This window comes from Paenibacillus sp. Dod16 (assembly GCF_049893405.1).
Lineage (GTDB): Bacteria > Bacillota > Bacilli > Paenibacillales > Paenibacillaceae > Paenibacillus_AQ.
This window is the reverse complement of record NZ_JBNDYG010000080.1, coordinates 23,902-48,444: the sequence shown is the minus strand read 5'-3', so window position 1 is coordinate 48,444 and position 24,543 is coordinate 23,902. Positions and strand designations below refer to the sequence as shown.

Here is a 24,543-nt window from a genome sequence, read left to right as displayed (position 1 = left end):
CGTGTTGCTGATTACATAAGTTACTACAATGCTGAGCGATACCAATGGACATTAAAAAAGATGACCCCTGACGAATTCAGAGGCCATCTGCTTGCTAGTTAAGTCCAGGCTGTTTTTTATAAATCCTCCACAATTGGGGTCACAGTTCAACAAGGGGCGGCTGCTTTAGTCATATCCCCATAATGGCCCTGTCGGAGATAAGCATATATCCCCATACGAAGTAGCGTAACCCGCGGCTTTTTTTATGTTAACAATCGTAGAGGACGAGAATCACTGCCCAGATGGATGAATTGACACAAGAGGGTATAGTGTATATATTATATATATACGGTATGCACTTAATTAACAGCAGTGAGGTGAACGGCATAAAAATTATATTATCCAACGCATCGAACGATCCGATTTACATACAGATTATGAACCAGATTAGACAGAGTATCCTGAGTGGAGAATTGCGCGCAGGCGACAGTCTCCCTTCTATAAGGCAGCTTGCTAAGGATTTGCAGGTTAGTGTTATTACGACTAAGCGTGCCTATGAAGAATTGGAGAACGAAAAGCTAATCGACTCGGTCGTAGGCAAGGGTTGCTTCGTATCAGGGGCAAATAAAGATTTTATCAGGGAGCAGCGCATGAAGCGATTAGAAGAGAAAATGATCAATATCATTCGAGAAAGCAAGGAATTAAACATGAGTCAACAAGATGTAATCGATCATCTGACTTTACTGTTCGAGGAGGAACAAACACCATGAATGCAATCGAATTACGAAATTTAACGAAAACATACCCTCTTTTCAAAGTCGATCATGTATCTCTCGATGTGAAACAAGGCTACATTACCGGACTCATTGGTCCGAATGGTGTTGGTAAAAGCACCTTAATCAAGATGATGCTCGGCATGGTCCGTCCCGATTCCGGCAGTGTAAAAATACTCGGCCTGGATATGCCTCAACATGAAGTCGACATTAAACAGCGCATCGGCATCGTCTCGGATGATTGCTTCTATTATGAGCATCTTACGATTCGTGATACGAAGAGAATGATCGCACCTTTTTACAGCCATTGGAATGAAAAGAAATTTAACCGCTACCTCGAACAATTCGAATTGTCCCCTAAGAAGAAGGTTGAAGATTTATCTAAGGGAATGAAGATTAAACTCGCCCTTGCCGTTGCCTTATCCCATGAGGCTGAGCTCCTGGTCATGGATGAGCCGACTTCGGGACTTGATCCTGTGTTCAGAAGGGAAATGCTCGATCTGCTTGCGGATATGATGCAGGACGAAAAAAATACGATTATCTTCTCGACACATATTACGACGGATTTGGACCGTATTGCTGACTACATTACTTTCGTCAATGACGGAAAACTTGTATTCAATGAAGCGAAAGATGATGTGCTTGAGAGATACGCGATCGTGAAGGGCGATATGCAACTGATTGATTCGGATATTCGAAAGGAATTTATCGGGATTCGTGAGACGACGCTTGGTTTTGAGGGCTTGGTAGATAATAGACGCAAGGCCGCGCAGCTGTTTAGCAATAATGCTATTTTAGAAAAACCATCCTTAGAAGACATCATGTATTTCACTGCCAAGGGAGGAAGAGTTCATGCTTAATTTGCTTCGTAAAGATTTCATCGCTTTAAAAAGCTCACTGTGGACGATTCTTCTCTATCTCGCTGTATTCAGCATCGCTTTTATACCAAAAAGTGAAATGTCTATCTATTTTGTAGGAATCTATACGGCTTTCAGCTCCATTATTCTAGCTACGATGATCGATATCAAAAACCATAACCATAAATTTCTGGTCACGCTGCCGATTAGTCGCAAACATATTGTGCTGGCCAAATACATAACAGCCATCGTGTATACACTGTTTGGAGTCATTGCTTCTTACGGGATTCACCGGATCATTGATCTTTCATTCCCACAGCTTGACAAGCCAGATTATACGGTATTGTCCTTATTGGTTTCCGTAGGAATGCTGCTTGTTCTCATTTCTATCTATATGCCTCTTTTTTACGCACTTAGCAAAAAAGGAGCCGGAATTATCAATGCCGTATTCATGATCTCCTTAATTATCCTGGCACAACCTGCAGCGGTGCTGATGAATATGGTGAGCGAGAAAGGCCTCATTAACGATCAAACATTACTTCTGATTCTAATCGGTATCGTCGTTGTATTCATTGCTTCCTATTTCTTAACGATAAGCCTATTCAAGAGGAAAGACTTATAAGAGTCCCCGCGGATGCATGATGAAGTAATAAATGATAAAAAAGGAGAGCGCATCCATTGAAAGATACACAACATAAAGCTGGTTCTTCCCGGATAAAAAGCTGGATGTATTTCTCAGGGGGACTTATTGTATTACAAATACTGTTTATCGCGTTTGATAATGCCTCGTGGACCCCATTCAAAGTTAAAGAAGGGTCATTATTTGCCGATTTCTCTGAATCGAAGTTATTCACGGAATGGTTCACACCTTATAAAACCCAAGAACATAACTTATTCACTGCCATTTTTGCCGTTACATTACTCCCGGCAGCTTTAATAGGTGCAGTAAAAGACCTTGTTTCTAGAAAATGAATTCACTACATCATAGATGAAAAAGGCGAAAATCAAAATGCATGAAAGGCCCGACTCTAAACGATGTCGGGCCTTTCACTGTTACGTCATAAACGGGTGAAGGAAGACCACTTTCGTCGGTGCCTTCGAAATTGTGAGTCCAAATGATGCAATATACACACTCAAAGAAACTGTTAATTTTAGATGTGGTATGTTATATTTTGGATAATTTTACATAGCAGTAGGGAGTGGAATACATCATGGAAAATAAGAAGTTCAAGTTCGTTTCGATTGATTTTTCTTGCTCTTGGGTGTGTTACAGGCATGCAATGATTCGGAACAGCTGGTCTCGAAATCCGAAGTCAACGGCAGCGAGCAGATGAAACCAGTAGTAACCGACCGTGATCAAATGACGATAGGAAGAGAACTCATAACTGATAAAGTATTCTACAAGGAGATTCAAAAGGAGGAACAGCCTTTCTTTTACCGAAAGAATGATTACGAGCTTCATATTCATCAAGATGATAAGGGGGAGTTTAAAATCTTCGACATTTCATCGAAGGACAGAATTTATCTCCCTGATATGTAAGACGGAGGTGACCAAAATGGAACGGAATGATGATCCAAAAAATTCAGCTCTTGCTTCTGAAGAAGATCATAGTGAAGAAAAGGAACGACGCCCCATGTCGACCAGCAGCGGGCTTCTGGAATCGGCCATCGACAAATTTGCCAGAGAAGGCGGCTTTGACGATTCGCCGTTGAAGGGAAAGCCGATTAAGATCGAAGACGGGGATGTTCTAACCGGGATTATGAAGAATGCGAATTACCAGCCAGCATGGGTCGAGCTGAGAAAAGAAATCGCTGCCGACATCAAGCGGCTCTTGGATCGTCCGGAGACGACTGCGATTCCAGAGACAGAGTTAGAGGCCATTAATCAAAAGATTATAAAGTACAACCGAATGGTTCCGAATCCACAGCTGCAAAAAGGGCTCCTGTCCGAAGTCAATTTGCACGCAGCCTACGATAAATGGGAGTAGCTAATTACCTCAAATGTGCTCCCCGTTACAATTTAAGAGATCATTCGAAAAAAACGGCGAAGAGACTCTAAGCTATCAGCTTCAGGGTCTCTTCAGGATATTTTTATCCGGGCCTTAAAAGTATGCCGCACCCCTGCATCAGTGTCGCTGATGATAGGGGTGTTTTGTCTGTCTGTTTGGCGGTATTGACAAAATTAATTAACTCGTGTTAATTTATTTACACGAGTTAATTTAATGGAGGGGCAATCACGATGGATCCGGATATCTCATTAAGGGAGTTAAAGAAAGCCAAGAACAAAATCGCATTGTATGAAGCGGGAATATCCCTGATGAGGGACCGGATGTTCAGCCAGGTCATGGTGGAGGACATCTGCAAGCGCGCAGAAATATCCAAGGTTACTTTTTTTAAATTCTATCAACGCAAAGAGGATCTGCTGATTTATTTTATGCGGGTATGGCTGACCCAGCGAATTATCGAGATCGACGCAGAAGGGAAGAAAGGGTTTCAGGCTTTTCGGCATCTGTTGTCCCAAGTAGCTCAGGAGCATCACGTAAGACCGGGCATGATGCCGAGCCTGATCTCCTTTCTTGCGGAGCAGAACATGCAGCCCTGCATGCCGGAGCTCAGCCCTGCGGAAGTATCGCTGCTTTTTCCCCGTCACGAGGAAGCGGGAAGCCAATCGCCTAACATGTATGCGTTGTTCCAGCAGTTCATGAAGGAAGAAGAGCAAGTCGGAAGGCTCAACAAAGCTCTTACCTTGGAGCAAGCCGTGCAGATCTGTTTCACCATTTTTTATGGCGCGTTTCTGACGGCTCAATTGTACAATTCAACGGATATTGGCCGCTTTTATGAAACGCATCTGGGTCTGCTTAAAGTAAAGGAAGGGGAGTGAGCAAGCATGGGTAAAGTGATTCCAGGTCGATATACCGCACACATGGACGGTTCCTTCGTTGTATTCGTGATCGGGTTTCGGATTAACAAATGGTGGGCGGTGCATAAGTGGCTGCCTGTCATGAACGCCATGTCCCCGATGCTTCAGGAGCTGTACCGGAACAAGGAGGAGCTCGGGTTCATGGACGGTACCTATCATTTTTCAGGGCGGGGACTTACACTCATTCAATATTGGAGGAGCTTTGAACACCTGGAGCATTATGCCCGTCACGGAGCCAATCACCTGAAGGCATGGCGGGATTTCAACCGCAAAGTTGGAACGGGAGGGGACGTAGGGATTTTCCACGAAACCTATCTTGTCCAGGAAGGGCAGCATGAATGCCTGTACAACAACATGCCGAGGTTCGGTTTGGCCAAAGCCGGAGCCCACGTCCCCGCGACGGGGCGCAGGGAAACGGCAAGCCGGCGGCTTGGCCGCGAGGGAGAACCCGCTGTAACCACACCTCCAAATCCGTAGTCCAGAATATCAATGGCTGCTGCCAGCACTCATCTCATTTCCCGCCAAGCATCCAGCTGCTTCTGCACTTCCTGCCGTACGTCGTCTATGCCTGCCTGCTTCAGCTCCGCGTTAAACTTGGGGAGGATCGCATCCACATCGACGGAGCCTGTCATGAGGCTGGGATAATATTTATGCCAGACCATCTCGATGTTATCGGTTTGGGCGGTCAGCTTGGATAGATCGGGCGTAAAACCGAGCACGGTGGACTTGACGACGCCAGCGTTGTACTTGCGGAATTGATCCCATTTGTCGAGGGGATCCGGGTTATCGCCGCCCATGGTTTTCAGGATAAACCAATTCCCCTGCGTGTATTGTACACCTGAATAGCGGCTTGCAGGCGCATCCGGGAGCGGGTCGCCATGGCTGTCCTTGTCCGTATTTGGAACGACTTGCCCCTGTTCATCCAGCGTGTAGTGCACGCCTTCAATTCCATAGTTGAATAAGTTTCGTATTTCGGGGTCCGTATTGAGTAAATTCAAAAATTTAATACACTCTACGGGATGTTTGGTGTTGGCATTCACGGCCATGATGCCTCCCCGAACGGATTCCGTCGTGACGGTGCTTGGGGTTACGGGATGGGCTACAATCTTGTAGCCGCGATCCTTACTCCAAGTCGTCTCCGAGAGCGGACCGCCGCCTGAAGATTTCCAGAACACTTTGGCCCCGCGTTTAAGTCCTCCAGGCTCTCGCAGCGCGGCATCCTCATTAATGAAGCCCTCCTTGTAGTAACGCCGCAGCGTATCCAGCACCTGCCGCGCTTCCCTGGTTTCGAAGATATTCACCACCTGAGCGCTCGGGTCCAGTGATTTGATCATCAAGGGCAATTTATGGTTCATAATATATTCGTATCCATGGAGAGTGAAGAAATTGTGGGAATCCCGATCCAATTCCATGGGGATGTAGGCCGGCTCTTCCCGATGAATCATCCGAAGCAGCGGCTCAAGCGATTCCAGCGTATTGTATTTGGTAATGTCGATATTATATTTATTCACGATGGAAGCGGGGTACATCCAGTGATCAAGCACGGCTAACTCTTTATTGGTCGGCACACCGTAAATGCTGCCATCGTTCATGCGCACCCCCTGCCAAAAGGTTGGGTCAATGGCATCGTACATTTCCTGGCCCAGGCCGGCAAGGTAGTCATCCAGCTTCAGCCAGGCCCCGCGCATAGCGGTAGTTGCATACTCAGGTGCAAAGGCGATATCAAACGGGCTGCCGGCGGATATGAGTGTGTTCAGCCGATCCTCATACTCCTGCCAGCTTACCTTGACATAGGTGATCGTCACACCGATTTTACGAGCCATGATTTCATTGATTTTATCATTGACGAGCTGCAGATCCTTGTCGGGCTCTCCGATCGTATAATAAATCAGATTTACCGTGTCCCCGTCATAGGTTTCGCTGTTGTATCCGGGCTGCCGGAAGCAGCCGGTTGTATAGGATGTCAGCAGCATTATGAGACTGATGATCATGAAGATGCGTTTGGGCCTTGGATGCTTTAACATCATCGGTATCCTCCTTTTTTCGCCGCGTTCGCTGTTACCCTTTTCCCCGCAGTTCAGAAGGAGATTTTCGGAAAAAGCTGTGAAAATGCGTATAGAAATAGTTGAGATTGTTGTAGCCGACGGAAAAGGCGATGTAGGAAATCTTCTCATCTGTTGATTGAATTCGTTCTTGTGCAAGAAGCATTCGGTAAGCCATGAGGTATTCGGAAAACTTCATGTTGGTTTCCTTAAGAAACAATTGTCCAAGATAGGTGCTGTTCATCTGGAAACGCTCCGCTACGGATTTCAACGTGATATTCTGAGCATACTCTGTCCTGATCATCAGCAGGATGCGGTTGACCAGCTTGGATAAGCTGTCGTAGCTTACACCAAGCACCGGATCCTGGTTCAGGCTTTCGACGTTCCTGTTACCTATCGAACCGCCCAGATCCTCGACGATGATCTTCTCAATCACTTGCTGCAGCTTGGTGCGTTCCACGGGCTTGAGCAGATAGTCTTTGACGCCACACCGAATGGCTTCCTGGGCATATGTAAATTCACTATAGCCGCTCATAATGATATATTTCGTAGGAATTTGAAATTCGTTCAGCCTGCGGATCGCTTCATATCCAAGCTCCTTGCCAATGCAAACATCGAATATGGCGACATCCGGCAGCAGGTCGACCACCTTGGACATGGCTTCCTCCGTGGATTCGCAGGTTTCGATCCGACCAAATCCGTATTGCTTCCAATCCAGGATTCGCTTCATTCCCTCCAAAATCTGAGGTTCGTCATCCACAATCATCAGTTTGTACATGTTCAATCACCTCTTTTGAAATCCGCACGGATATGCTGACTCCAGCTTCCTCATTATTCGCAATCTCGATCGAAAAGCCGCTCCCGTAGAAAAAGTGAAGGCGCGTATATACGTTGCGCAGCCCGATACTATTGGAAGAAGGTTCATCAAGATTAGACATTGTGCTTCGGACGGTACGTAAACGCTCCGGAGAAATACCGCGCCCATTGTCCACAAATTCCAGTACGTAACAGTCTTCGGCTTCATAGCCGTTAACGACATACAAATTAAACTCATGATTCGCGTTAAAGCCATGGATGAAAAAATTCTCAGCCAAAGGCTGCATCCAGAATTTCACGGTAGGGATGTGCAGCAGCGCCGGCTCTACATTCACTTGATAATAAAAACGTTCGGGATACTTAAACTCCATAATCTCCAAGTACTTCTGCAGCAATTCCAGTTCGCTCGCAATCGAAATGATATTTTCCTTTTTGACGATTTCACGATAGAGCGTCCCCAGCGTTGCAATGGCATCAGCGGTGTCCCTGTCCTGATTGACAAGAGCAGTGGAGCGGATAACCTCCAATGTATTGTATAAAAAATGAGGATTAATTTGATGTTGAAGCGCTTTCATTTCAGTTTCCTGCTGTTTGATCTTTAACAGATATTCATTGCGGATATGCTTATCCAGCTGCTGAATCATATCGTCCAATTCCCGGGCGATCATGCCGTATTCATTTCGACGGTAACGGGCAGGGCGGTTAGGCGTGAAGTTGGCCATCTTCACACGTCCAATCGATTGAATGATGCGGCGCAGGAAGAGGGCATCATCCCGCATATTGTATGCAATGAGCAGAAGCACGCTGACCATGGCCGTCAATATGATCATAAAGATGGTGATCAGCATCCCGGCATGCTGACGGATGAGCATGGATAAATCGATGATGCTGACGAATTTGAAATTAAACTTGGTGGATGGAAAGGAGACAAAAAAGATATGCTTCAAAACACCTTTAGAAATAATGCCGTGACTGCGTCCTTTCGCCGCGGCTAGTCGGGATAACTCCTCCAGATCCCGGTCCTGTTCGTTACCGATCAGATATATTTCACCGGAAGGGCTGACTGCAGCGGCATTACCCAATCGGAAGCTTTGAACGGATTTAAAGATCTGCTCACTGCTGACCAAGAAGCGCAGCTCACCGAATTCCTGGGAACCTGACGTTGGATCCGACAGTTTCTTGCGATATACGAACCCCTTCATCAAGGTATCGCGAAAAGTTTCATCCGTATTCGGAAGCCCGAAGGTAAAGCTTGCAATTCCGTTATCATTAAAACGGACGACATTGCCATGCTTGTCGGTATGCGTGCTTATCTGCGTGATTTCGCCCTGCGCCCAGCTGTACAGATAGGTCTTCACATCCTCCGGAAAAGAAACCAGCGGCTGCGAGAATTGGCTGTTCTGCAGCCTGCGGGTTAAGTATCCCTCAGCGCTGCTGCTTAAAAAGCTGCGAGCATCATCCATCAGAGCGGGATTGGAATACATTCGCTGCATGTAAGCCTCGATGCGGTCGGCATCATACTGCAGCTCATTCTCTACACGCGAGAAGGCATTAGCTGCCTCGATGCGGGCATTGCCAACCCATTGATTCAGCAGCATGGCACAGGTCAGCGTACCAAGCGTAAGTCCGATGGCCACGACGAAGATGACATAGGCAATAAACTTGTGACGATAAATTTTGATTTGCAAAAAAGAGCCCATACGACACCTCGATTGCAGCAGGTCGTTGAAACAGATGTTGCTATATCTCAATTTAACACGATTTACGCAAAGCTTCATAGATCGTATGGAAAAAGCATCCCTTAAGAGAGCCTCATTAAGGGATGCGCCTGATTGTAATCTTACTTGAAGTAATTGTTGATTTGCTCTTGGGCAGCTTGCATAATCGTGTCCATGCCGGCTGACTTTAGTTCAGCCGTAATCTTCGGCACCATGGTTTCCGGATCGGATGCGCCCGTGATCAGCTCATATTTGTATTTATCCCATACGGCTTGGCAGTTCGCCACTTCGGTCTGAAGATCGGTGATGTCAAGCGCAAAGCCCAGGACGGTGGAAGAGGTCGCTGCATCGTTCAGCTTTTTAACCTGCTCCCATTGATCTTCAGGGGCGCCCTTGGTCACCGCCAAATTGAAGAATGTGCCTTGCGTGTAGGCAGCCAGCGGCCAGGTATCGGATGTACGCTCAATCACCTTTTCGCCATCGACATTGTTGTAGTCGACGCCTAACTCGCCGAATGCCAGCATATTGCGAAGTTTAGGATCGGTATTCACTAATTCAAGGTATTTCAATGCTTCCTTCTTATACTTGGAATTCGCTGAAATCGCGTTTAGCGAGCCTTGGATCGTGCTGGTGGTATAGATCGGTCCATAATGCTGAACCATATTATATTTTTCAATGGCGTCATTGATTTGCCAGCTGACCTCGGCTCCCGGGAATGCCTGGGCTGCAAAGAACGGTCTGCCTTTGTCGTTCTCCGTCTTTGTCGGAGCATCCGGGTTGATAATGCCATCCTGATACCACTGATGCAGGAGCTTCAAATTTGCCATGACATCAGGCTGCTCCAGCACGGAGACAACCGTGCGGGATGCATCGTCCGCTTTTACGCCGATGGGAGGGAAGCCTAGCGTTAAATCGTCATATTCGTTAAAGAAACCGTTCAAGCCTTCGCCTTGCGTCATTGGCAGCGGATAGAAGCTTTTGCCTTCGCCGGCCTTCATGTCACGAAGCGGCTTATCCAGATCCTGCAATGTTTTGATATTGTTGATGTCGATATTGTACTTTTGCACATATTTGTCATCAAATACCCAGTACTGCGTCAGCGCGGAATCCTTGTACGTCGGAACGGAATAATATTTGCCGCCGATCTTTGTGCCTTCCCATACCTTTTCGGGAATCAATTTGTACAAGTCCGGCGTTTCGCTCTGAACCAGATCCGTAATATCGGCAAACGCGCCCATTGCTACTTGCTTGCTGTATTTACCGCTGTTCGTGAACATGATGTCGAAGGGCTCGCCGGTATTCACGATGGTGTTCATTTTGGTGTCCCATTCGCCCCAGCTGGCTACCTTGATGTCGACCTTCACGCCAATCTTCTCGGCCGTATAGGCATTCATGGCATCGACCGCTTTGCTGAAATTGTTCGGCACTTGGCCGCCGATGGTCCACCAGGTTAACGTCGGAATATCCTTGCTTGTCGTTTCGGAGTCTTTGGATGTGTCCGGCGTCGCTTGGGATCCGTCTGTTGTGGAAGCAGGCTTTGAGCCGCCGCAGGCTGCCAAAGCGGTCAACATAAGCGTCAGCACGCACAGCGTAGAGATTAACTTTAATGCTCTTTTCATTTCATTTCCCCCTTTTTGAAGTTGAATTACCTGAATGTTGTAATGCGGATATTTATCATAAACCAAGCTTGTCTTGGCTTATTTCGTCATTAGCCCTTCACGGCGCCGACCGTCAATCCGGAAATAAAATACTTCTGGAAGAAAGGGTAGGCGAATGCTACAGGCAGCACGATGAGAATGGCGACCGCCATGCGGGCGGATTCCTTCGGCATCGTTGCGACGAGCATGGCGTAGCTAACGCCCATACTCGCTGCATTCTTGGCGAGTGCATCGACATTGCTCATTAAGCTGTTGAGCAGCGCTTGCAGGGAATACAGGTTCTGGTTGTCGATATACAGCATCGATTGAAACCAGTCATTCCAGTAAGCAAAGCAGAGAAACAATCCGATGGTGGCGATGACCGGCAGCGAGATCGGCATGATGATCGAGAAGAAAATTCGCAGCTGGCTCGCGCCGTCGATTTCGGCTGATTCAATCAGCCCGTCGGGAATCGTGCTTTTAAAAAAGGTTTTACATATGATGACGTTGAACGATGAAACGGCGAGCGGGAGAATAAGCGCCCAGATGCTATCTTTCAGTCCCAGTAAATTCGTGTTAATGAAGTAGCTGGATACCAAGCCGCCGTTGAATACCATCGGGATGAATACCACCCAGGTCAGAAAACCCCTTAGCTTGTAGTTGGGGCGAGAGAGAACGTAACCCATGGAGGCGGTAAGCAATACGCCGAGCACGGTACCGACCACGGTAACGAGGGCGGATACACCGAGGGCCCGCAGAATCATCGTTCCCTGCTTGATGATGTAAACGTAAGCCTCGGCCGACAAGGCAACCGGCAGCAGATGATATCCGGTCTCACGGATGGACTCCTCACTGGAGAAGGAGATGGACAGAACAACGATTACAGGTATGACGCAGAGCAGGGCCAGCATAATAAATACCAGGTTGAAGAACAGGTTGACGGCTTTGTTTGTACGGTTAAACTTCTCAAGGCCCGTCTCGTAAGTGGTTTTTGGTGTCATCGTCTTGCCTCCTTACATCATCGCGCTATCCGGATCGATTCGACGAACAATCCAGTTAGCGATCAGAATCGTAGCGCATCCCAGAACAGACTGTACGAATGCGGCTGCGGATGCCATCCCTACGGTGGCGGTTTTCAATTGTTTATACACCATGACATCGATGGTGGTCGCCACGTTGAACAGCGAATTGGAATCTCGCGTGACCTGATAGAACAAACCGAAATCGGTGTAAAATATACGCCCTACGGCCAGGATGAACATCATGACGATCACCAGCTTGAGCATGGGCAATGTAATGAATCTCGTCTGCTGCCAAATCGAAGCGCCATCAATAACAGCTGCTTCATAATAGGTGCTGTCGATGCTCGTGATGGTTGCCAAATAAATGACCATACCATATCCCAGGCCCTTCCAGACATTTAAGAGAATCAAGAAGAATGGCCAATATTGCGGCTCCATATACCAGTTAATAGGATCGCTGCCCATACTGACGAGCATTTGATTGACAATTCCTTTGTCGAAGCTTAAGAATGCCCAGCCTACCGCAGATACGACCACCCAGGATAGGAAATAGGGGAGGAACATCATCGTCTGATAGACTTTGCTCGCTTTGCGGCTGTGGAGGAGGCCGATCATAATCGCGAATAGAACGGGCAGAACAATCCCTAGGACGATAAACACAATGTTGTATCCAATGGTGTTGCGGATAATGATCCAGGCGTCATTCGATTTGAACAAGAATTCGAAGTTTTTGAAGCCTACCCATGGACTGTTAAACACATTGCTCAAAAATCCGCCGCTAATCCTGAAATTTTTAAAGGCGATAATGATCCCGAACATCGGTAGGAAACTAAACAGGATGTACCAAATCGTGGTCGGCAGCGCCAAGAGGGTTAGTTCCGTATCCTGCTTGTGCCAGCGTATTCGTAAGCGCTTTCGTTTTTTTGGTTCGGCTTGTGAGCTCATGTCTGTCACTCCTTACGGTGTTATCTCGCTTGTCGTGCACTTGTTAGTTTTATTGTATAAGAGGAAGATTCGATGCTTCCAGATAACAAACTTGATACTATAGTCAACAAACGTTAGATTTGAAAGATTCAAAAACGAAAAAACCTCTGAGCCGATAATCAGGAGGTTTTTCCGTGGTTTAAAATTCCATTCAGTTAGACCTTCTATAAGGCTTAAAGCCCTGTTTCTAAAATCGTCTCCCTTTGATTCAAATTGGTCAACGCTACACTAGCCTCCCATAACTGTTTCCTATTTTCATTGTTATAAGAAAGTTCGGAGGATTTTATTTGTTTCGTACCTTCAAAATATTTCCCTGTCGTTTGGTCAAACTTGCTATCGGTTACTAGAGCAGCCAAAGCTCTCCCGGACTGACGCACCGTATTCACGTTAGGGTAAAATAGCGTTAAAACAGGCATAAGATAGTTCCAAACAAATCTCATAATCGGCGTATAGCTTTGAGCAAGGCCCGTGCCTGGCATCATTCCCGGATCGAAAGCATTTACGGTAATATTCTTTTGGGTTTGCTGCTTTATTCGATTGGCCAACTCGTAGGTGAAATATAAATTACATAACTTTGAAGTCGTGTAGCGCCGTCTGCCAATGAGTGATATAGCTCCGCTCGAGCTCGCCTGGTCAGGATAGGCCAATATTTGGGGATCTACAAAATCAGGTGCAGGCATTCCTGTCTTTTTCAATGGATCATGGGTTCCGCTGCTGACTAACACGATTCTGCCGGACTGCGTTATTTGTCCAAGCAGCATATTAGCCAGGAGGAAATGTCCAAGATGATTTACGCCAAAGGTAGCTTCAAACCCATCTTTCGTATAATGCGTTTTATCGATAAACTGTACGCCTGCATTGCATACAAGTGCATATAAAGGCGGGTAATCCATTTGTGTGAACTTGCTTATAAAACCTCTTATGGATGCCATAGATGAAAGATCGAGCTCCAAAAAGGTTATGTTTTTATTATTGGTTTCTTGAATTAACGCATCTACTGCTTGATTGGCTTTAGCAGCGTCGCGGCAGGCGATCACCACATGATAACTTTTCTCATGCCTAGCTAATATCTTAGCGCATTCATATCCTAAACCAGAGTTCCCGCCTGTTACGATCACCGTTTGTTTCTGTGGACTCATTCCCAACCACGCTCCTATTTTGGTATTTCATACGTTGACAGTGTCAACGTACGGTGATTATATACCTGAGAAGTTGACACTGTCAACAGCGTTGGTGTAAAATTTAAGACATGAAATTACAATCCATATCTTAAGAGGATATTATGAACGATACCAAACAAAAGCTGATTCATATCACCAGACAAATGATCGATCGACAAGGCATTGATGCTGTCAGCATGCGCGAGCTTGGTAAAGAAATGAACTTGTCCCGCAGTGCCATGTACAGACATTTCAAAAATAAGGAAGACCTGCTGGCGGCTGTTGCGGTTGAAAATTTTGAGATGCTGACCAGCACGATTCGAAAAACAATGGAAAGCATAAACGATTCGCGAAAACTTATATATGCTATTTTGTGTGCGTATTTTGAATTTGGTATCAACCATCAGGAGCATTACCGCTTGATGTTCCGAAAGCAATGGGATAAGGAGTTGTATCCTGATCTTTATCATTCTGCTTTTGAGATATTTAAGCTTGTAGAAACGTGTTTAGAAAAGGCAGAGAACATTCGGAAACCCCCAACCGAATCAACCGCCATCATGTATGCGTTCATCCATGGCTTGGTTGAATTGAATTCAGCCCAGCATACGGAACCGGAAAAGGGACTGGATCATCCAACCCATCTTCTCGATTCTTTTCTCGATCTGATTTTTATTTAGGAGAGCAAGCATCACATTTAAACCCATGTGCAGTAACATAAATACCAAAATACCTCTGATCGAGATCAGAGGTATTTAATGTGTGTTCATCTCACTCTGGGTTTAGCTTTATAAATCATGATCCTGCTGAAATGATCTCGTCAATTTTAATCCAACGCGATTCCTCTTCGGCCATGGATAGTTTGATCTCCCGTCTAAACGTGTGGATCAGCACGACAATTCCTGTCAATTCCGTGTCCTCATATTCATCGAATAGCCTTACGGTAATCATACGGTGTTCATGAAATGACTCGGCGAGCGCACCCTCGATTAATTCCATTTCTTGCGGATCCAGCGTCGGCCGGCCTTTCCGGCCTTCTTCCAGCTGCCTGCGAATGATGGTTTCTTTGTGTTCCGGCAGCATCATCCGACTGGATTCCCACAGCCCATTGCCCTCAAGCTTTTTTCGTGTTGTCATTTATAGTGTCCTCCTATCTTGGCTGATCGATCCAGCGCTTGGCCTGCGTCCGTTTTGGATACGGCTCGGATCACAATCGAATTCCCGTATTTATTTTTCAGGGCATCGGTCACCCGTTCAAGTGCCATCGACCGCTCCCGTCCGGTATCAAACAATGACAATTGGTATTCCGTGTCCGGGGAAAACTGTGACAAGCTAATACCGACCCGCCGAATCGGCAGGCCGTCCCAATACGTTTCAAGCAGCCGGCATGCCCAGCGGTAAACCTGATTCGTAATATTCGATGGATCCTCCATCTTCATCTGTCGGCTAAATCCCGTAGGGCGGTCAAAGTCTGCCCCCATACAACCGACCGACACCACATGCCCCATAAAACCAAGACCGCGGCATCGCTGGCAAACCAACTCCGTCAGCTCCAGCAGTATCTATAAAACTATGAGCATAATTAGATATGAGCATAAATAAATAAATAAACTCTTGGATATCAATGATCTATACTATATTTACGAGCATTTCTTTATGAACATTAATGTTTGCTTAACACGATAACATTGATATGGTAACATATTAAAAAATACGCATTCGTGAATGAGCATAATTATTTTCTGAATTAGATCCAGAGGTGTTTAAATGAGCATGAATAGTTCAATCTTGTCTTTTTCAAGAAAGATTGATGAGTTGCGTTTTAGCGTACAGAGTGTTGGAATTGAGTTGTGGAAAAGGTATCGAGATAACGAACCTGTCGTTAATAGACATGCTGTAATTGTTTTACAAAATAAAATGAATGGTAGACTATGCATCCATCCTCTAACAGAGTTTATTTTTCACTACTGGAAATACAGAGCTTTTAATTCTCAAAGGCTACATGCTAATTACCTTTGTTCTTTTTTAAATTACATACTTATTGATAATCAATCAAAATACAAGCTTTCTTCACTAAAAGAACTTCGTTTTTCTCATGGAACTGACTATTTAAACGGACTAACGAAAAAAAACAAATCAAGAATGTCTCTTAGAAAAGCGGAAAGAACCTTGACCTTATTCTTTGAGTTCTTGGCGAAGAAAAAACTATTGGTTCATGTTAACGAAAGTTCCTTTAAAAAGAGGGCCCTATACGGGAAATCGAATCAAAAATATACTGTCTCCCCATTTAAAGGAGTGATAATGCCGAGAAATAAGCAAGGCCATATAGCCCATGATCTACCGGAACAATTTATTTTACCTTTGATTGAGCTGGCCGTGAAAACCGCAAATCCCATTGCCTTAGGAATTTATATGCAGTGTTTCGGAGGAATTAGACAAGGAGAGCTTGTGAACATTCGAAGATCCGATGTAAATTCTGTCGGCTCTTTTGGAGAATTCGGTTTAGTAGTTCGCCTAGAACAAAGAATCTTGCGAATGGATATTAAAGATAGTGCTGGTTCAAGTGGTGTTAAAAAACCAAGAAGACAAATTGTATACCCAATTCAAGATTGGTTACAGATGCTGTATCGTAATCACCTGGAAAATTACTCCCCTATGGATGGATCTGATGCGTTATTTGTAAATCGGGATGGCAAAGCCATGTCAGGACAAAGTTACAGAGCCTACTTCAGTAAATTAAAGAAAGAATTTTTGAAGCAACTGAGAAAATCGTCTAATCCAGATGATCTGATTTATGCTATCAAACTAGAAGAATATAAATGGTCCACTCATCTAGGCAGAGGCATATTTACAAATCTCCTAGCCGAAGAAGCTGATAATCCGTATGATATCGCTTTACCAAGAGGAGATTCCAATCTTGCATCATCTCTTGTTTATCAAGGGAACACGGAACGAATGAGACAAAAACTTGAGGACCGTATGCAACAATTGTACAGAGACTACTTGCCGAATTTAATAAAAAAATAGACTTTGGGAGTAGAAAAAACATGTCCTATTTAAGTCCTATTGAAGCTGCAGCAAAATTAGAAATGTGTTATAAAAAGTTACTGTTATTATTGAAAAGCGGTGCGTTTATTGGTGCAAAGAAAGTACGTGGTTCGTGGCAAATTCCTCTTACGGCTGTGAGTGATTATGAGGCATCATTAAGTACTATGCCTGAAGGGTATCTCACCAAAGCCGAGATCGCTGAACAACTTAATCTTACCGAAAGATGGGTTGGCAGGCTTATAAAACGGGGGACTTTTGCTGCTGCGAAGAAACATAGAGGTTCTTGGATAGTCCCCTCCGTTTCCTTGGAAGAGTATATCAATTCATTCTCTACTCMAGAAGAGTTCTTTTCATTTCAAGAAGCAGCTGATTACTTATCCATAGGTATCTCATGGGTTAGAAAATTAGTATCAAGAAACGTTCTAACTGGTGTGGAAATCATAAATGGTACACAATTTATTCGAAAAGAGTGTGTAGAGGAATATTTAAAATCCACTTTACCTCCTGAAGGATACCTCTCGATCGCTCAAGCCACAGAAGAGTTGTCATTGAGTAAAGCAATTATTACTTCATTAGTACAAGACGGGGCATTCCCAGGTGCAATAAAACAAAAAATACCTAATCATCATGCTGGATGGATTATTCCTATTGAGTCCATATGCCAGTATAAGGAATCACAATTATTTCCAAGTGGTCATGTTTCGAGTGCCGATATTGCCGCGCATTTGGGCCTTGGTAAGCCATGGATAAATCAGTTGATTAGGGAGGGCGTGATTCCAAAAGGTATAAAGCACAACAACGAGTGGATTGTTCCTTCTGATGAGTCGATTAGATTTATTGAAAGGGAAAGAAAAAGAAAACAAGAATTAGCCGAACTTTCGGGACCAGTTGATCTATTTGAATACAGGCTGGCTGAATTGAAAGTACCTGATACGTTGCAAAAAACAGTAGAGCTCTATCGTGAATTTGTTACCTTAAAAATCAATAGCAGCCAAGGTAATAGTCAAACGATCCACAACCGGGCCTTAGGGTATATCACTACTTTAAAGCGCTTATTTCGTTTGTTAAAGACTGAATTGTTTCTAATGAATGTGGAGCAATTGGAACGTATCTTTCAAAATCCTGGAATGGGAATTCGAGATAAGCGTACCTTTATTTACTTTTTAGATTTTTGTACAGGCAAAGGGTTATGTTCATTTTCGAAGAATTATGCAGTAACTTCTCTGCCTTTTGAAGAGAGGGAAATGTACAGTCCGGAACGATTTTTAGAGTATTACAACTATGTGAAGGATATTAACCTTCATATCCATCAGGCCATCCAAAGTAGGGATTACGCTGTAACATGGTTATTTGTATTAATGCATGTCATTGATGCATGGAGACCGTCGGACATTGTTAAGCTTCCGAATATTACCTTGGAGGTTTGTAATGTACACACCTTTGATCAACTCCGTGAAACGGAACTGTCCCTGAAACAAGCGCAATTAGTCATTAACCAGCTATATAAACGAGTAGAGCGAATGTACATTAGCAAGACCGGTGCCCTGGGTCATTTCCTTGTCAATCAAGATATGATTATTCCAACTGCTACCGTGCTTGTAATCACAGAAATACATCGAAGAATTGCGGGAGATCAGCAACTATTCAGAATTGGCCAAAGGAAATTCGCCAATTTTGAAAAAGAAACTCATTTCCGGACATTTTTCGAGAAGCAACTGGATCTTGTTGATTTCCAAAGCCGCAAAATGAATAGAACACTCTTGACATATTTCTTTTATAGTGTTGTAGAAGGGAAAGGAAATGCGAATATTGCATATGAATTGTCTCAACAAGTCAGGGGACATAGCGGTATAGATACGACTGCAACATACATTCAAGCAGTAAACAAAGACGGTTCCATAGATCGAGTAAGTCTAAATTTGTTTAACCGAGGGCATTTTGGATGGTTATATCATCATCTCATTCGTCTGTCTATGCCAGAAACGCCGCAGCTAGGGTTAGAGCAAAGTACCGAAATTATCGAACAGTTTCGAAAAGAATTCACTCCTTATCAATTGGAACAACTTAGCTATTTTTTAGTACGCCAGCAACAAAGTAAACATTCTTTGGCTTTGCGATTATCGAATCTTACTGAAACAGATCTGAAGACTTTGTTGCATAAAATCTATAAAGGTGAGATGCCCGCCAAACTGCAGCACGTTCAATGCTTGACTTATCCAAACTGCACTTTTCCAACGGCTATGACTTGCTTACATTGCGAAAACGCAATACCAAAAATATATATTCTGATTTCTATTCATCATGAACTTGATCGCTTGGTAGTATCAATTCAAAATACCAAGTACCCTGCCGTTCGTATCAGAGATAGCAAATTTTTATTTCAAATTCTGGATCTTTTAAGTCATGCGGTACAGCAATTCGGCAAAACCTATGTTGAAGCTTTTATCGATTTGAACAAAGTAAAGCAAAAGGTTCTTGCGATTCAAAATTTAATCAGTGAGGAAGTCTGATGAAAAAATTTCATGGGGCATTACATAGAAGAAAAACCATAGAGGAATTGAGCGATAAATTCATTTTGGAAAGTATTGAGTCCGTCACCTATAGACTTGAAGATCTTCACGTTTATAAAGAAATGTTTCAACAATTGGAAGCGAAAGGTCTAATTGTAACAGGTGATTTTGAAGACTTCTTGTGGTCGACTAAAGGGGAGTCCAATAATTTTCTTCTTCAGTTTGACTGTGAAATCTATGGTGAAATCAATCAAGCTTTGAAATGCTATTCTGTCCAAAAAATGTATAACGGTATTAAAACGCAAACCGTTCGCCACAATATAGGACAAATAAAAGAGGCTATACGGAATGCAGATGCATATTGCGATTTGTGTGCAAATTATAATACGAAAGTTGCGAATGTACGTAAATTACCTAATTTTCATGATATCTTGCTTTTCGACATAGCTTTGGATGAATATTTTAAAACCTGTACGTCCGACGAAGATAGATTGCGATATTATCCGATCTTTTTATGGTGGAGGATTACCCGTATTATTCCCATGCGTCCCGTTGAATTTTACTCATTAAGCAGGGACTGCACAATGAAGGATACTGAGGATAGATATTGGATGGTTTTACCTCGAAGAAAGAATTCATCTAGGCATCTAGGAAAAATAGAAGTCACGGGTACTGTCCAAGTGAATCAGGAGGTGTTCGAATTAATTAAGGACTATAAAAGGCTTACATCAGCTTACGTAAATGACTCTCCCTACTTAATATCGTACAAAGCTTATCGAAAGTACGTTAAAATAAAATCAAAGGAAAAAGCACGAGAAAAGATGGGAGCTACCCAATTTATTAATCTAATTGATCGATTTTATGATGAGATCGTTACTAGGAAATACGGCGATTTAGAAAGAATAAAGCCTGGCGATACCAGGCATTTTGCCTTTTGCAATATGATGCTGCAAGGATTTAATATGTTAACTATTGCTCGCATGGGTGGACATAGCCAGTTGGAAACCCAATTACATTATCATAAACATTTGGATCACTTCGCTCAATCTTTTGTCCATCACGCTGCGCAGGTGCTTAGAATGAAACGCAAGAACTTATGGAGAATAAATTGGGATAATGCGACTCAGGGCATAATTGCTAAAAGTAGGATCTACCAAATAAGTGATTTTCAAGAGACATACAAAGTGGAGCATGGCTATTGTACGGACCATCCATCCCGCTGTCAGGTCGGAGATTGCCGGTTTTGTGAATTTTATTTTTTCTCACCAGAAGATAAACAAAAGGGATTAGCCTGGTTGAAAGATTGTTCGGATGCTCTAGAAAGCAGATTAAAGGAACAATTGGAACTAATACGTTATGTTACAAAATCCATAAATTACGATTTTGCAACGTTAACATATCAACAAACTGGCCAGGAAAGGCTATCCTCTGCGAGTAATGAACTACGAAGATTAATGGATCAAAAGGCGATGGTCGATTCTTATTTGCTGGAGGATGAATTATGAAAAAAGGTGCGCCACTGAAATATACGGATAAGCAATTAAAAGACATCTTGTTTAAATATATATCAAAGAATCCTGGGAAGAAGATTAACCCTTCCATTTTGGAAAGAGAGACTGGGGTAAACCGATTTATATGGAAAAGAAGAATGTCCGAGCAAATCGCAATGGTTAACGAGCCCGTGCATCAGGAAATTGCAAGAACTGAAACTTCACTTCCCTTACCTAATGTTGTGGAACTTGTCGAAACATACTGGAATAATAAATCGGGCTTAATTAGCGCATTATCTCATTTCAATGAGATGCTAAATGCTTTGCATCAAAAGGTGAAGGAGTCGGATACAATCCTTAAGCAAAATCAAGACTTAGCCGCTAACTTGTCTCTAAAGGAAGAGCAGATTAAAACGCTTGAGAACGAAATTAAATTACTCAGAAAACAGTATCTTGAAGTTGCTGTTAAAAGTACTTATAAAACCTTCCAGGAAGAAGAAGGACTAGAAAAAATTATATCCATCACAAGAAATAAAAAAACAGAGGATCGAGCCTTAAATGCTGATATTGTAAAAATGTACCCAGAGTTATTTGATAATTGATTATGAAAAGATAGTATTAGGTTAACATATAATAATATAACTGGTTATTGATTATAATAATAGTTTGTTGATGGATTTAACTCCCGTTTAAAGGCATTCATCTTGACAAGGTTTTTTCTTGATATTCCCATTTACAATTTTAAGCTGTATGATGAAGTAGTTGTAAATTCCTACTATAAAGAGGTGCTAATCACTTTTGAGAACGACTATTGAAATAGCAGTTAGCGAAAACACTTCGACTACTCAAAAAGGAAGACTTTTAGAAAGTCTGGGTAAGGAAGTTCTCGAAACAATGCAATATGATGTTGTAGAAGAAGTAAGGCTGACTGGAATTGAAGTAGACCTATTAGCAAAGCATCGAATATCTTCTGAGATAATTTATGTGGAATGTAAAGCTTATCGCGAAACTAACACAATTTCTACCGAAGTTCTTACAAAGTTATTAGGTAATGTTATGTTTCGCGGCGTTTCATCAGGCTGGCTTTTTTCTACAGGCCCTCTCGGTAAAGATGCCAAGGGATTTCTTGAAGAATGGGAGAGCAAACCACTAGACCAACGAAAAATGTTACATATATACTCCCCCGACCGACTGCTTGATTTAATAGTTAGCTCAGGAAAGATCTGTGATCCCTTATCAATCAAATACCCATCTGGACTAAAGTTCTCTGAAACAGTAACTCTACTGATTACAGATTACGGTCAATTTTGGGCTGTTCCGATAATTCATGTTACTGCGGGGATTCCACATGCCATAATGCTGTTTGATGCTAAAACAGGAGAGTCAATAAAAAGTCAGCAGACAATAGACCATGTTTCAAAAATTCCATCTTCATTTCATGAATTGGAATGGTTGCATCATAATGAAGATAACAATCACATAGCAATAGACGAACAACTAGTGAAAGAGGCTTATAGTATAGTAACTGTTTCTGCTGGTGATCAATGGGCTGATTACCGACCTTCACGTCCGCAAGATTTTGTAGGGAGAGATGAATTGCTGCAAGATATTTTTAAATTTATTGATAATGTAAGAAGTTCCTCAATTTCAACTAGACTAATAGCTTTAAAAGCCCCTTCTGGCTGGGGAAAAAGCTCAGTACTACTTAAACTTGTGGAAAAATCCAGAACCTTACGCTACAAAAAAAAGAATTATGTATACGCCGTTGATGTTCGAGCTGCTACAAGTCATCGATATGCTGAGTTTTCACTTATCGAATGCTTGAATTCAGCAATAAAATCCAATTTTCTTAAGAAACCAAGCACAGAAGTGAAAATATCGGATACTAATAACCCATTAGCTGATCAATCATTTCTCGAAATTATGGAACAGCTTAAAACAGAAAATAAAGTCATAGTTTTATTATTCGATCAGTTTGAAGAGATATTTTCAAAAAAGGAGCTTTTCCAACTCTTTGAGAGTATTCGTAAGTTAAGTATTGCTGTAGACAGTATACAAGAAAATTTCATTATAGGTTTTGCATGGAAAACAGATGGGACTGTTCCTACAGACCATCCTGCTTATTATCTGTGGCATGGATTAGCTGATCGAAGAAGAGAATTTACATTAAGCCCATTTGTTGACAAAGATATTAATAAAGCTTTATCAATATTCTCAAAAGAGTTAGGTGAACCGCTTAATCCAATTTTAAAGAAATATTTGAAAGATCATTGTCAAGGTTATCCATGGTTATTAAAAAAACTATGCATCCATGTTTTCTCTTTAGTAAAGAACGAAATTCATCAGGATGTGATACTTGGTAAAGGGCTCAATATAAATGATTTATTCGAAAAAGATACTAGTGAATTAACTCAAGCTGAACTTGCTTGCGTCAAGAAAGTGGCTCAAGAATACCTATAGAACTCTTTCAAGTGGTTGAAATTTATGGGGATTTGACTGTTCAATCTCTAATTAATAAACGGATAGTATTAAGAAAAGGCCAAAGATTAATCCTATACTGGGATATTTTCAGAGATTATATTTTGACAGGGACCGTCCCACATATTCCAGTCGCATATATCCCACAAACCCAATATCGAAGATACTGCGATGCTCTTATGGTTCTACTCAAACAAGAGAACTTAACTCTAACAAATTTCGCACTAAAACTAGGTGTAGGTAGAGATGCCGCTGAAAATATTGTAAGGGACTTAGTAATGATAGGAAATGCGAATAGGCAGGGTGAGGATTTGAAGCTTCTTCAAAATAATGAGGAAGAAGCTTACAATAAAATTGTCGAATTCTTTAACAAACATATTTTGTATTTAAATATCATTGAAGGTTCAGGTGTTAATTTCCAAATCACAATGGAAGAGTTCGGTGAATATTTCAATGAAACGTATGAATCTTCAATGTTTTCAGAGAAAACTAGAAAAACGTATATGAACATTATTTATGGCTGGATGAGTGGAGCTAGGCTGATCGAAACCAAATTCCACAATTTATTGAATGTTGTTGATCGTACAAATAGTTCCCCAAAAAATGAATTCCCAATTAGTTCTGGCCGAAAAGTTAGAAGGACCTCATATTTTCTTGGGGAGGCTCCTCCAACACGAGTCTTAGAATTAATTGAACAAATTAAAAAAGGGAATACAGATACCATGGTTCTTAATAAATCTGGCTACCGTAATTCTATTTCCTTGCTGACGAACATAGGAGGGTTAATTCTAGAAGGTAACCATGTATCTCTCATACAAATGCCTGAAAACACTGTATTATGGCTCGCTGAAAAAATTATGAAAACCTCTACAGTGGAAATAGTAGGTAAATACTCAAATTTCAGTCCAACAGAGCTAGGGGGAAGTATCGCAAAAGAGTTAGGTAAAAACTGGACAACCTCTTCTCAAAAACGATATGGTTCCGCCCTCCTATTATGGTACAAGTGGGGAAATAAAGTCTTAAATGCGGAATCGGTTGGAGTGTAGCATTTTGAAGTTTAGAAGCCATATTCAAAAGGACTCAGTTTTGAGTCCTCAGATCGTCGAGAAACC

24 protein-coding genes and 1 pseudogene are annotated in these 24,543 nt (G+C 42.8%); 15 read left to right on the top strand and 10 right to left on the bottom strand.

Going from position 1 to position 24,543, the window contains the following annotated elements:
* Window positions 1-15: 15 nt before the first annotated feature.
* The 5 genes from ACPV3A_RS36240 (at window position 16) to ACPV3A_RS36220 (ending at window position 2,581) form a co-directional block, all read left to right on the top strand.
* Window positions 16-102, top strand: coding sequence for an IS3 family transposase (locus ACPV3A_RS36240; protein ID WP_426201422.1), 87 nt, complete (start codon window positions 16-18; stop codon window positions 100-102).
* 263 nt (window positions 103-365) lie between these two features.
* Window positions 366-749 (top strand): GntR family transcriptional regulator, encoded by a 384-nt coding sequence (locus ACPV3A_RS36235; RefSeq protein WP_426204717.1) that lies wholly within the window; start codon window positions 366-368, stop codon window positions 747-749.
* A complete protein-coding gene (locus ACPV3A_RS36230) occupies window positions 746-1,612 on the top strand; it encodes an ABC transporter ATP-binding protein (protein WP_216530432.1) in 867 nt (288 codons plus the stop codon). The genes ACPV3A_RS36235 and ACPV3A_RS36230 overlap by 4 nt, the downstream gene beginning before the upstream one ends.
* Window positions 1,605-2,231, top strand: a complete 627-nt coding sequence (locus tag ACPV3A_RS36225; RefSeq protein WP_426204715.1) for an ABC-2 transporter permease — start codon at window positions 1,605-1,607, stop codon at window positions 2,229-2,231. The genes ACPV3A_RS36230 and ACPV3A_RS36225 overlap by 8 nt, the downstream gene beginning before the upstream one ends.
* A 56-nt stretch (window positions 2,232-2,287) precedes the next feature.
* Entirely contained in the window at window positions 2,288-2,581 is a 294-nt protein-coding gene (locus ACPV3A_RS36220; RefSeq protein WP_426204714.1) for a YfzA family protein, read from the top strand.
* Between the two features lie 295 nt (window positions 2,582-2,876).
* Here ACPV3A_RS36220 and ACPV3A_RS36215 read toward each other — a convergent pair whose 3' ends face one another.
* Window positions 2,877-3,023, bottom strand: a complete 147-nt coding sequence (locus ACPV3A_RS36215) for a hypothetical protein (protein WP_426204712.1) — start codon at window positions 3,021-3,023, stop codon at window positions 2,877-2,879.
* A gap of 142 nt (window positions 3,024-3,165) precedes the next feature.
* On the opposite strand from ACPV3A_RS36215, the gene ACPV3A_RS36210 reads away from it, so the two are divergent.
* From ACPV3A_RS36210 to ACPV3A_RS36200, 3 genes are all read left to right on the top strand, one after another.
* Window positions 3,166-3,597, top strand: coding sequence for a DnaJ family domain-containing protein (locus ACPV3A_RS36210; RefSeq protein WP_426204710.1), 432 nt, complete (start codon window positions 3,166-3,168; stop codon window positions 3,595-3,597).
* Window positions 3,598-3,848: 251 nt separating this feature from the next.
* Window positions 3,849-4,490, top strand: a complete 642-nt coding sequence (locus ACPV3A_RS36205; protein WP_426204708.1) for a TetR/AcrR family transcriptional regulator — start codon at window positions 3,849-3,851, stop codon at window positions 4,488-4,490.
* 6 nt (window positions 4,491-4,496) lie between these two features.
* Complete coding sequence (locus ACPV3A_RS36200) at window positions 4,497-5,006, top strand: DUF4188 domain-containing protein (protein ID WP_426204706.1); 510 nt, start codon at window positions 4,497-4,499, stop codon at window positions 5,004-5,006.
* Between the two features lie 29 nt (window positions 5,007-5,035).
* Here the strand turns inward: ACPV3A_RS36200 and ACPV3A_RS36195 are convergent, their stop codons facing one another.
* The 7 genes from ACPV3A_RS36195 to ACPV3A_RS36165 all read right to left on the bottom strand — a co-directional run bounded on the left by ACPV3A_RS36195 (window position 5,036) and on the right by ACPV3A_RS36165 (window position 13,887).
* Complete coding sequence (locus tag ACPV3A_RS36195) at window positions 5,036-6,556, bottom strand: ABC transporter substrate-binding protein (RefSeq protein WP_426204704.1); 1,521 nt, start codon at window positions 6,554-6,556, stop codon at window positions 5,036-5,038.
* A 31-nt stretch (window positions 6,557-6,587) separates the two neighbouring features.
* The gene (locus tag ACPV3A_RS36190; RefSeq protein ID WP_426204702.1) at window positions 6,588-7,349 is read right to left on the bottom strand and encodes a response regulator transcription factor; all 762 of its coding nucleotides are present in this window, start codon (window positions 7,347-7,349) and stop codon (window positions 6,588-6,590) included.
* Window positions 7,324-9,087 carry a sensor histidine kinase gene (locus tag ACPV3A_RS36185; RefSeq protein WP_426204700.1) on the bottom strand — a complete coding sequence of 588 codons (1,764 nt, stop codon included), beginning with the start codon at window positions 9,085-9,087 and terminating at the stop codon, window positions 7,324-7,326. Before ACPV3A_RS36185 ends, ACPV3A_RS36190 begins: the two co-directional genes overlap by 26 nt.
* 140 nt (window positions 9,088-9,227) lie before the next feature.
* The gene (locus ACPV3A_RS36180; protein ID WP_426204699.1) at window positions 9,228-10,724 is read right to left on the bottom strand and encodes an ABC transporter substrate-binding protein; all 1,497 of its coding nucleotides are present in this window, start codon (window positions 10,722-10,724) and stop codon (window positions 9,228-9,230) included.
* An 89-nt stretch (window positions 10,725-10,813) separates the two neighbouring features.
* Window positions 10,814-11,743 carry a carbohydrate ABC transporter permease gene (locus ACPV3A_RS36175; protein ID WP_426204697.1) on the bottom strand — a complete coding sequence of 310 codons (930 nt, stop codon included), beginning with the start codon at window positions 11,741-11,743 and terminating at the stop codon, window positions 10,814-10,816.
* A gap of 12 nt (window positions 11,744-11,755) precedes the next feature.
* A complete protein-coding gene (locus ACPV3A_RS36170) occupies window positions 11,756-12,709 on the bottom strand; it encodes an ABC transporter permease (RefSeq protein WP_426204695.1) in 954 nt (317 codons plus the stop codon).
* A 212-nt stretch (window positions 12,710-12,921) separates the two neighbouring features.
* Window positions 12,922-13,887, bottom strand: a complete 966-nt coding sequence (locus ACPV3A_RS36165; RefSeq protein WP_426204693.1) for an SDR family NAD(P)-dependent oxidoreductase — start codon at window positions 13,885-13,887, stop codon at window positions 12,922-12,924.
* Between the two features lie 143 nt (window positions 13,888-14,030).
* Between ACPV3A_RS36165 and ACPV3A_RS36160 the strand changes: the two genes are divergently transcribed.
* Window positions 14,031-14,585, top strand: coding sequence for a TetR/AcrR family transcriptional regulator (locus ACPV3A_RS36160; protein WP_426204691.1), 555 nt, complete (start codon window positions 14,031-14,033; stop codon window positions 14,583-14,585).
* A gap of 115 nt (window positions 14,586-14,700) precedes the next feature.
* Here ACPV3A_RS36160 and ACPV3A_RS36155 read toward each other — a convergent pair whose 3' ends face one another.
* Together ACPV3A_RS36155 and polYB are read right to left on the bottom strand one after the other, a co-directional pair.
* On the bottom strand, window positions 14,701-15,042 hold the full coding sequence (locus ACPV3A_RS36155; protein WP_127593246.1) for a YolD-like family protein: 342 nt from the start codon (window positions 15,040-15,042) through the stop codon (window positions 14,701-14,703).
* Window positions 15,039-15,467: pseudogene (polYB, locus tag ACPV3A_RS36150) on the bottom strand (DNA polymerase IV); the annotation flags it as partial. The pseudogene polYB and the gene ACPV3A_RS36155, both read right to left, overlap by 4 nt.
* A 211-nt stretch (window positions 15,468-15,678) precedes the next feature.
* Here polYB and ACPV3A_RS36145 point away from each other — a divergent pair.
* The 6 genes from ACPV3A_RS36145 to ACPV3A_RS36120 all read left to right on the top strand — a co-directional run bounded on the left by ACPV3A_RS36145 (window position 15,679) and on the right by ACPV3A_RS36120 (window position 24,477).
* Entirely contained in the window at window positions 15,679-16,932 is a 1,254-nt protein-coding gene (locus ACPV3A_RS36145) for a hypothetical protein (protein ID WP_426204689.1), read from the top strand.
* Between the two features lie 20 nt (window positions 16,933-16,952).
* Window positions 16,953-19,463: a helix-turn-helix domain-containing protein gene (locus ACPV3A_RS36140; RefSeq protein WP_426204688.1), complete on the top strand. Its 2,511-nt coding sequence runs from the start codon at window positions 16,953-16,955 to the stop codon at window positions 19,461-19,463.
* Window positions 19,463-20,968, top strand: coding sequence for an integrase (locus ACPV3A_RS36135; protein ID WP_426204686.1), 1,506 nt, complete (start codon window positions 19,463-19,465; stop codon window positions 20,966-20,968). Before ACPV3A_RS36140 ends, ACPV3A_RS36135 begins: the two co-directional genes overlap by 1 nt.
* On the top strand, window positions 20,965-21,555 hold the full coding sequence (locus ACPV3A_RS36130) for a hypothetical protein (RefSeq protein ID WP_426204684.1): 591 nt from the start codon (window positions 20,965-20,967) through the stop codon (window positions 21,553-21,555). The genes ACPV3A_RS36135 and ACPV3A_RS36130 overlap by 4 nt, the downstream gene beginning before the upstream one ends.
* 196 nt (window positions 21,556-21,751) lie before the next feature.
* Window positions 21,752-23,413, top strand: a complete 1,662-nt coding sequence (locus ACPV3A_RS36125; RefSeq protein WP_426204683.1) for a restriction endonuclease — start codon at window positions 21,752-21,754, stop codon at window positions 23,411-23,413.
* On the top strand, window positions 23,380-24,477 hold the full coding sequence (locus tag ACPV3A_RS36120; RefSeq protein WP_426204682.1) for a hypothetical protein: 1,098 nt from the start codon (window positions 23,380-23,382) through the stop codon (window positions 24,475-24,477). The genes ACPV3A_RS36125 and ACPV3A_RS36120 overlap by 34 nt, the downstream gene beginning before the upstream one ends.
* The last annotated feature ends 66 nt before the right edge of the window (window positions 24,478-24,543 follow it).

Bases quoted from the DNA above. Each gene is read 5' to 3' on its own strand.
- ACPV3A_RS36230 (WP_216530432.1), top strand. From the start codon at position 746: ATGAATGCAATCGAATTACGAAATTTAACGAAAACATACCCTCTTTTC.
- ACPV3A_RS36225 (WP_426204715.1), top strand. From the start codon at position 1,605: ATGCTTAATTTGCTTCGTAAAGATTTCATCGCTTTAAAAAGCTCACTG.
- ACPV3A_RS36210 (WP_426204710.1), top strand. From the start codon at position 3,166: ATGGAACGGAATGATGATCCAAAAAATTCAGCTCTTGCTTCTGAAGAA.
- ACPV3A_RS36205 (WP_426204708.1), top strand. From the start codon at position 3,849: ATGGATCCGGATATCTCATTAAGGGAGTTAAAGAAAGCCAAGAACAAA.
- ACPV3A_RS36200 (WP_426204706.1), top strand. From the start codon at position 4,497: ATGGGTAAAGTGATTCCAGGTCGATATACCGCACACATGGACGGTTCC.
- ACPV3A_RS36195 (WP_426204704.1), bottom strand. From the start codon at position 6,556: ATGATGTTAAAGCATCCAAGGCCCAAACGCATCTTCATGATCATCAGT.
- ACPV3A_RS36190 (WP_426204702.1), bottom strand. From the start codon at position 7,349: ATGTACAAACTGATGATTGTGGATGACGAACCTCAGATTTTGGAGGGA.
- ACPV3A_RS36185 (WP_426204700.1), bottom strand. From the start codon at position 9,087: ATGGGCTCTTTTTTGCAAATCAAAATTTATCGTCACAAGTTTATTGCC.
- ACPV3A_RS36180 (WP_426204699.1), bottom strand. From the start codon at position 10,724: ATGAAAAGAGCATTAAAGTTAATCTCTACGCTGTGCGTGCTGACGCTT.
- ACPV3A_RS36175 (WP_426204697.1), bottom strand. From the start codon at position 11,743: ATGACACCAAAAACCACTTACGAGACGGGCCTTGAGAAGTTTAACCGT.
- ACPV3A_RS36170 (WP_426204695.1), bottom strand. From the start codon at position 12,709: ATGAGCTCACAAGCCGAACCAAAAAAACGAAAGCGCTTACGAATACGC.
- ACPV3A_RS36165 (WP_426204693.1), bottom strand. From the start codon at position 13,887: ATGAGTCCACAGAAACAAACGGTGATCGTAACAGGCGGGAACTCTGGT.
- ACPV3A_RS36160 (WP_426204691.1), top strand. From the start codon at position 14,031: ATGAACGATACCAAACAAAAGCTGATTCATATCACCAGACAAATGATC.
- ACPV3A_RS36155 (WP_127593246.1), bottom strand. From the start codon at position 15,042: ATGACAACACGAAAAAAGCTTGAGGGCAATGGGCTGTGGGAATCCAGT.
- ACPV3A_RS36145 (WP_426204689.1), top strand. From the start codon at position 15,679: ATGAATAGTTCAATCTTGTCTTTTTCAAGAAAGATTGATGAGTTGCGT.
- ACPV3A_RS36135 (WP_426204686.1), top strand. From the start codon at position 19,463: ATGAAAAAATTTCATGGGGCATTACATAGAAGAAAAACCATAGAGGAA.
- ACPV3A_RS36130 (WP_426204684.1), top strand. From the start codon at position 20,965: ATGAAAAAAGGTGCGCCACTGAAATATACGGATAAGCAATTAAAAGAC.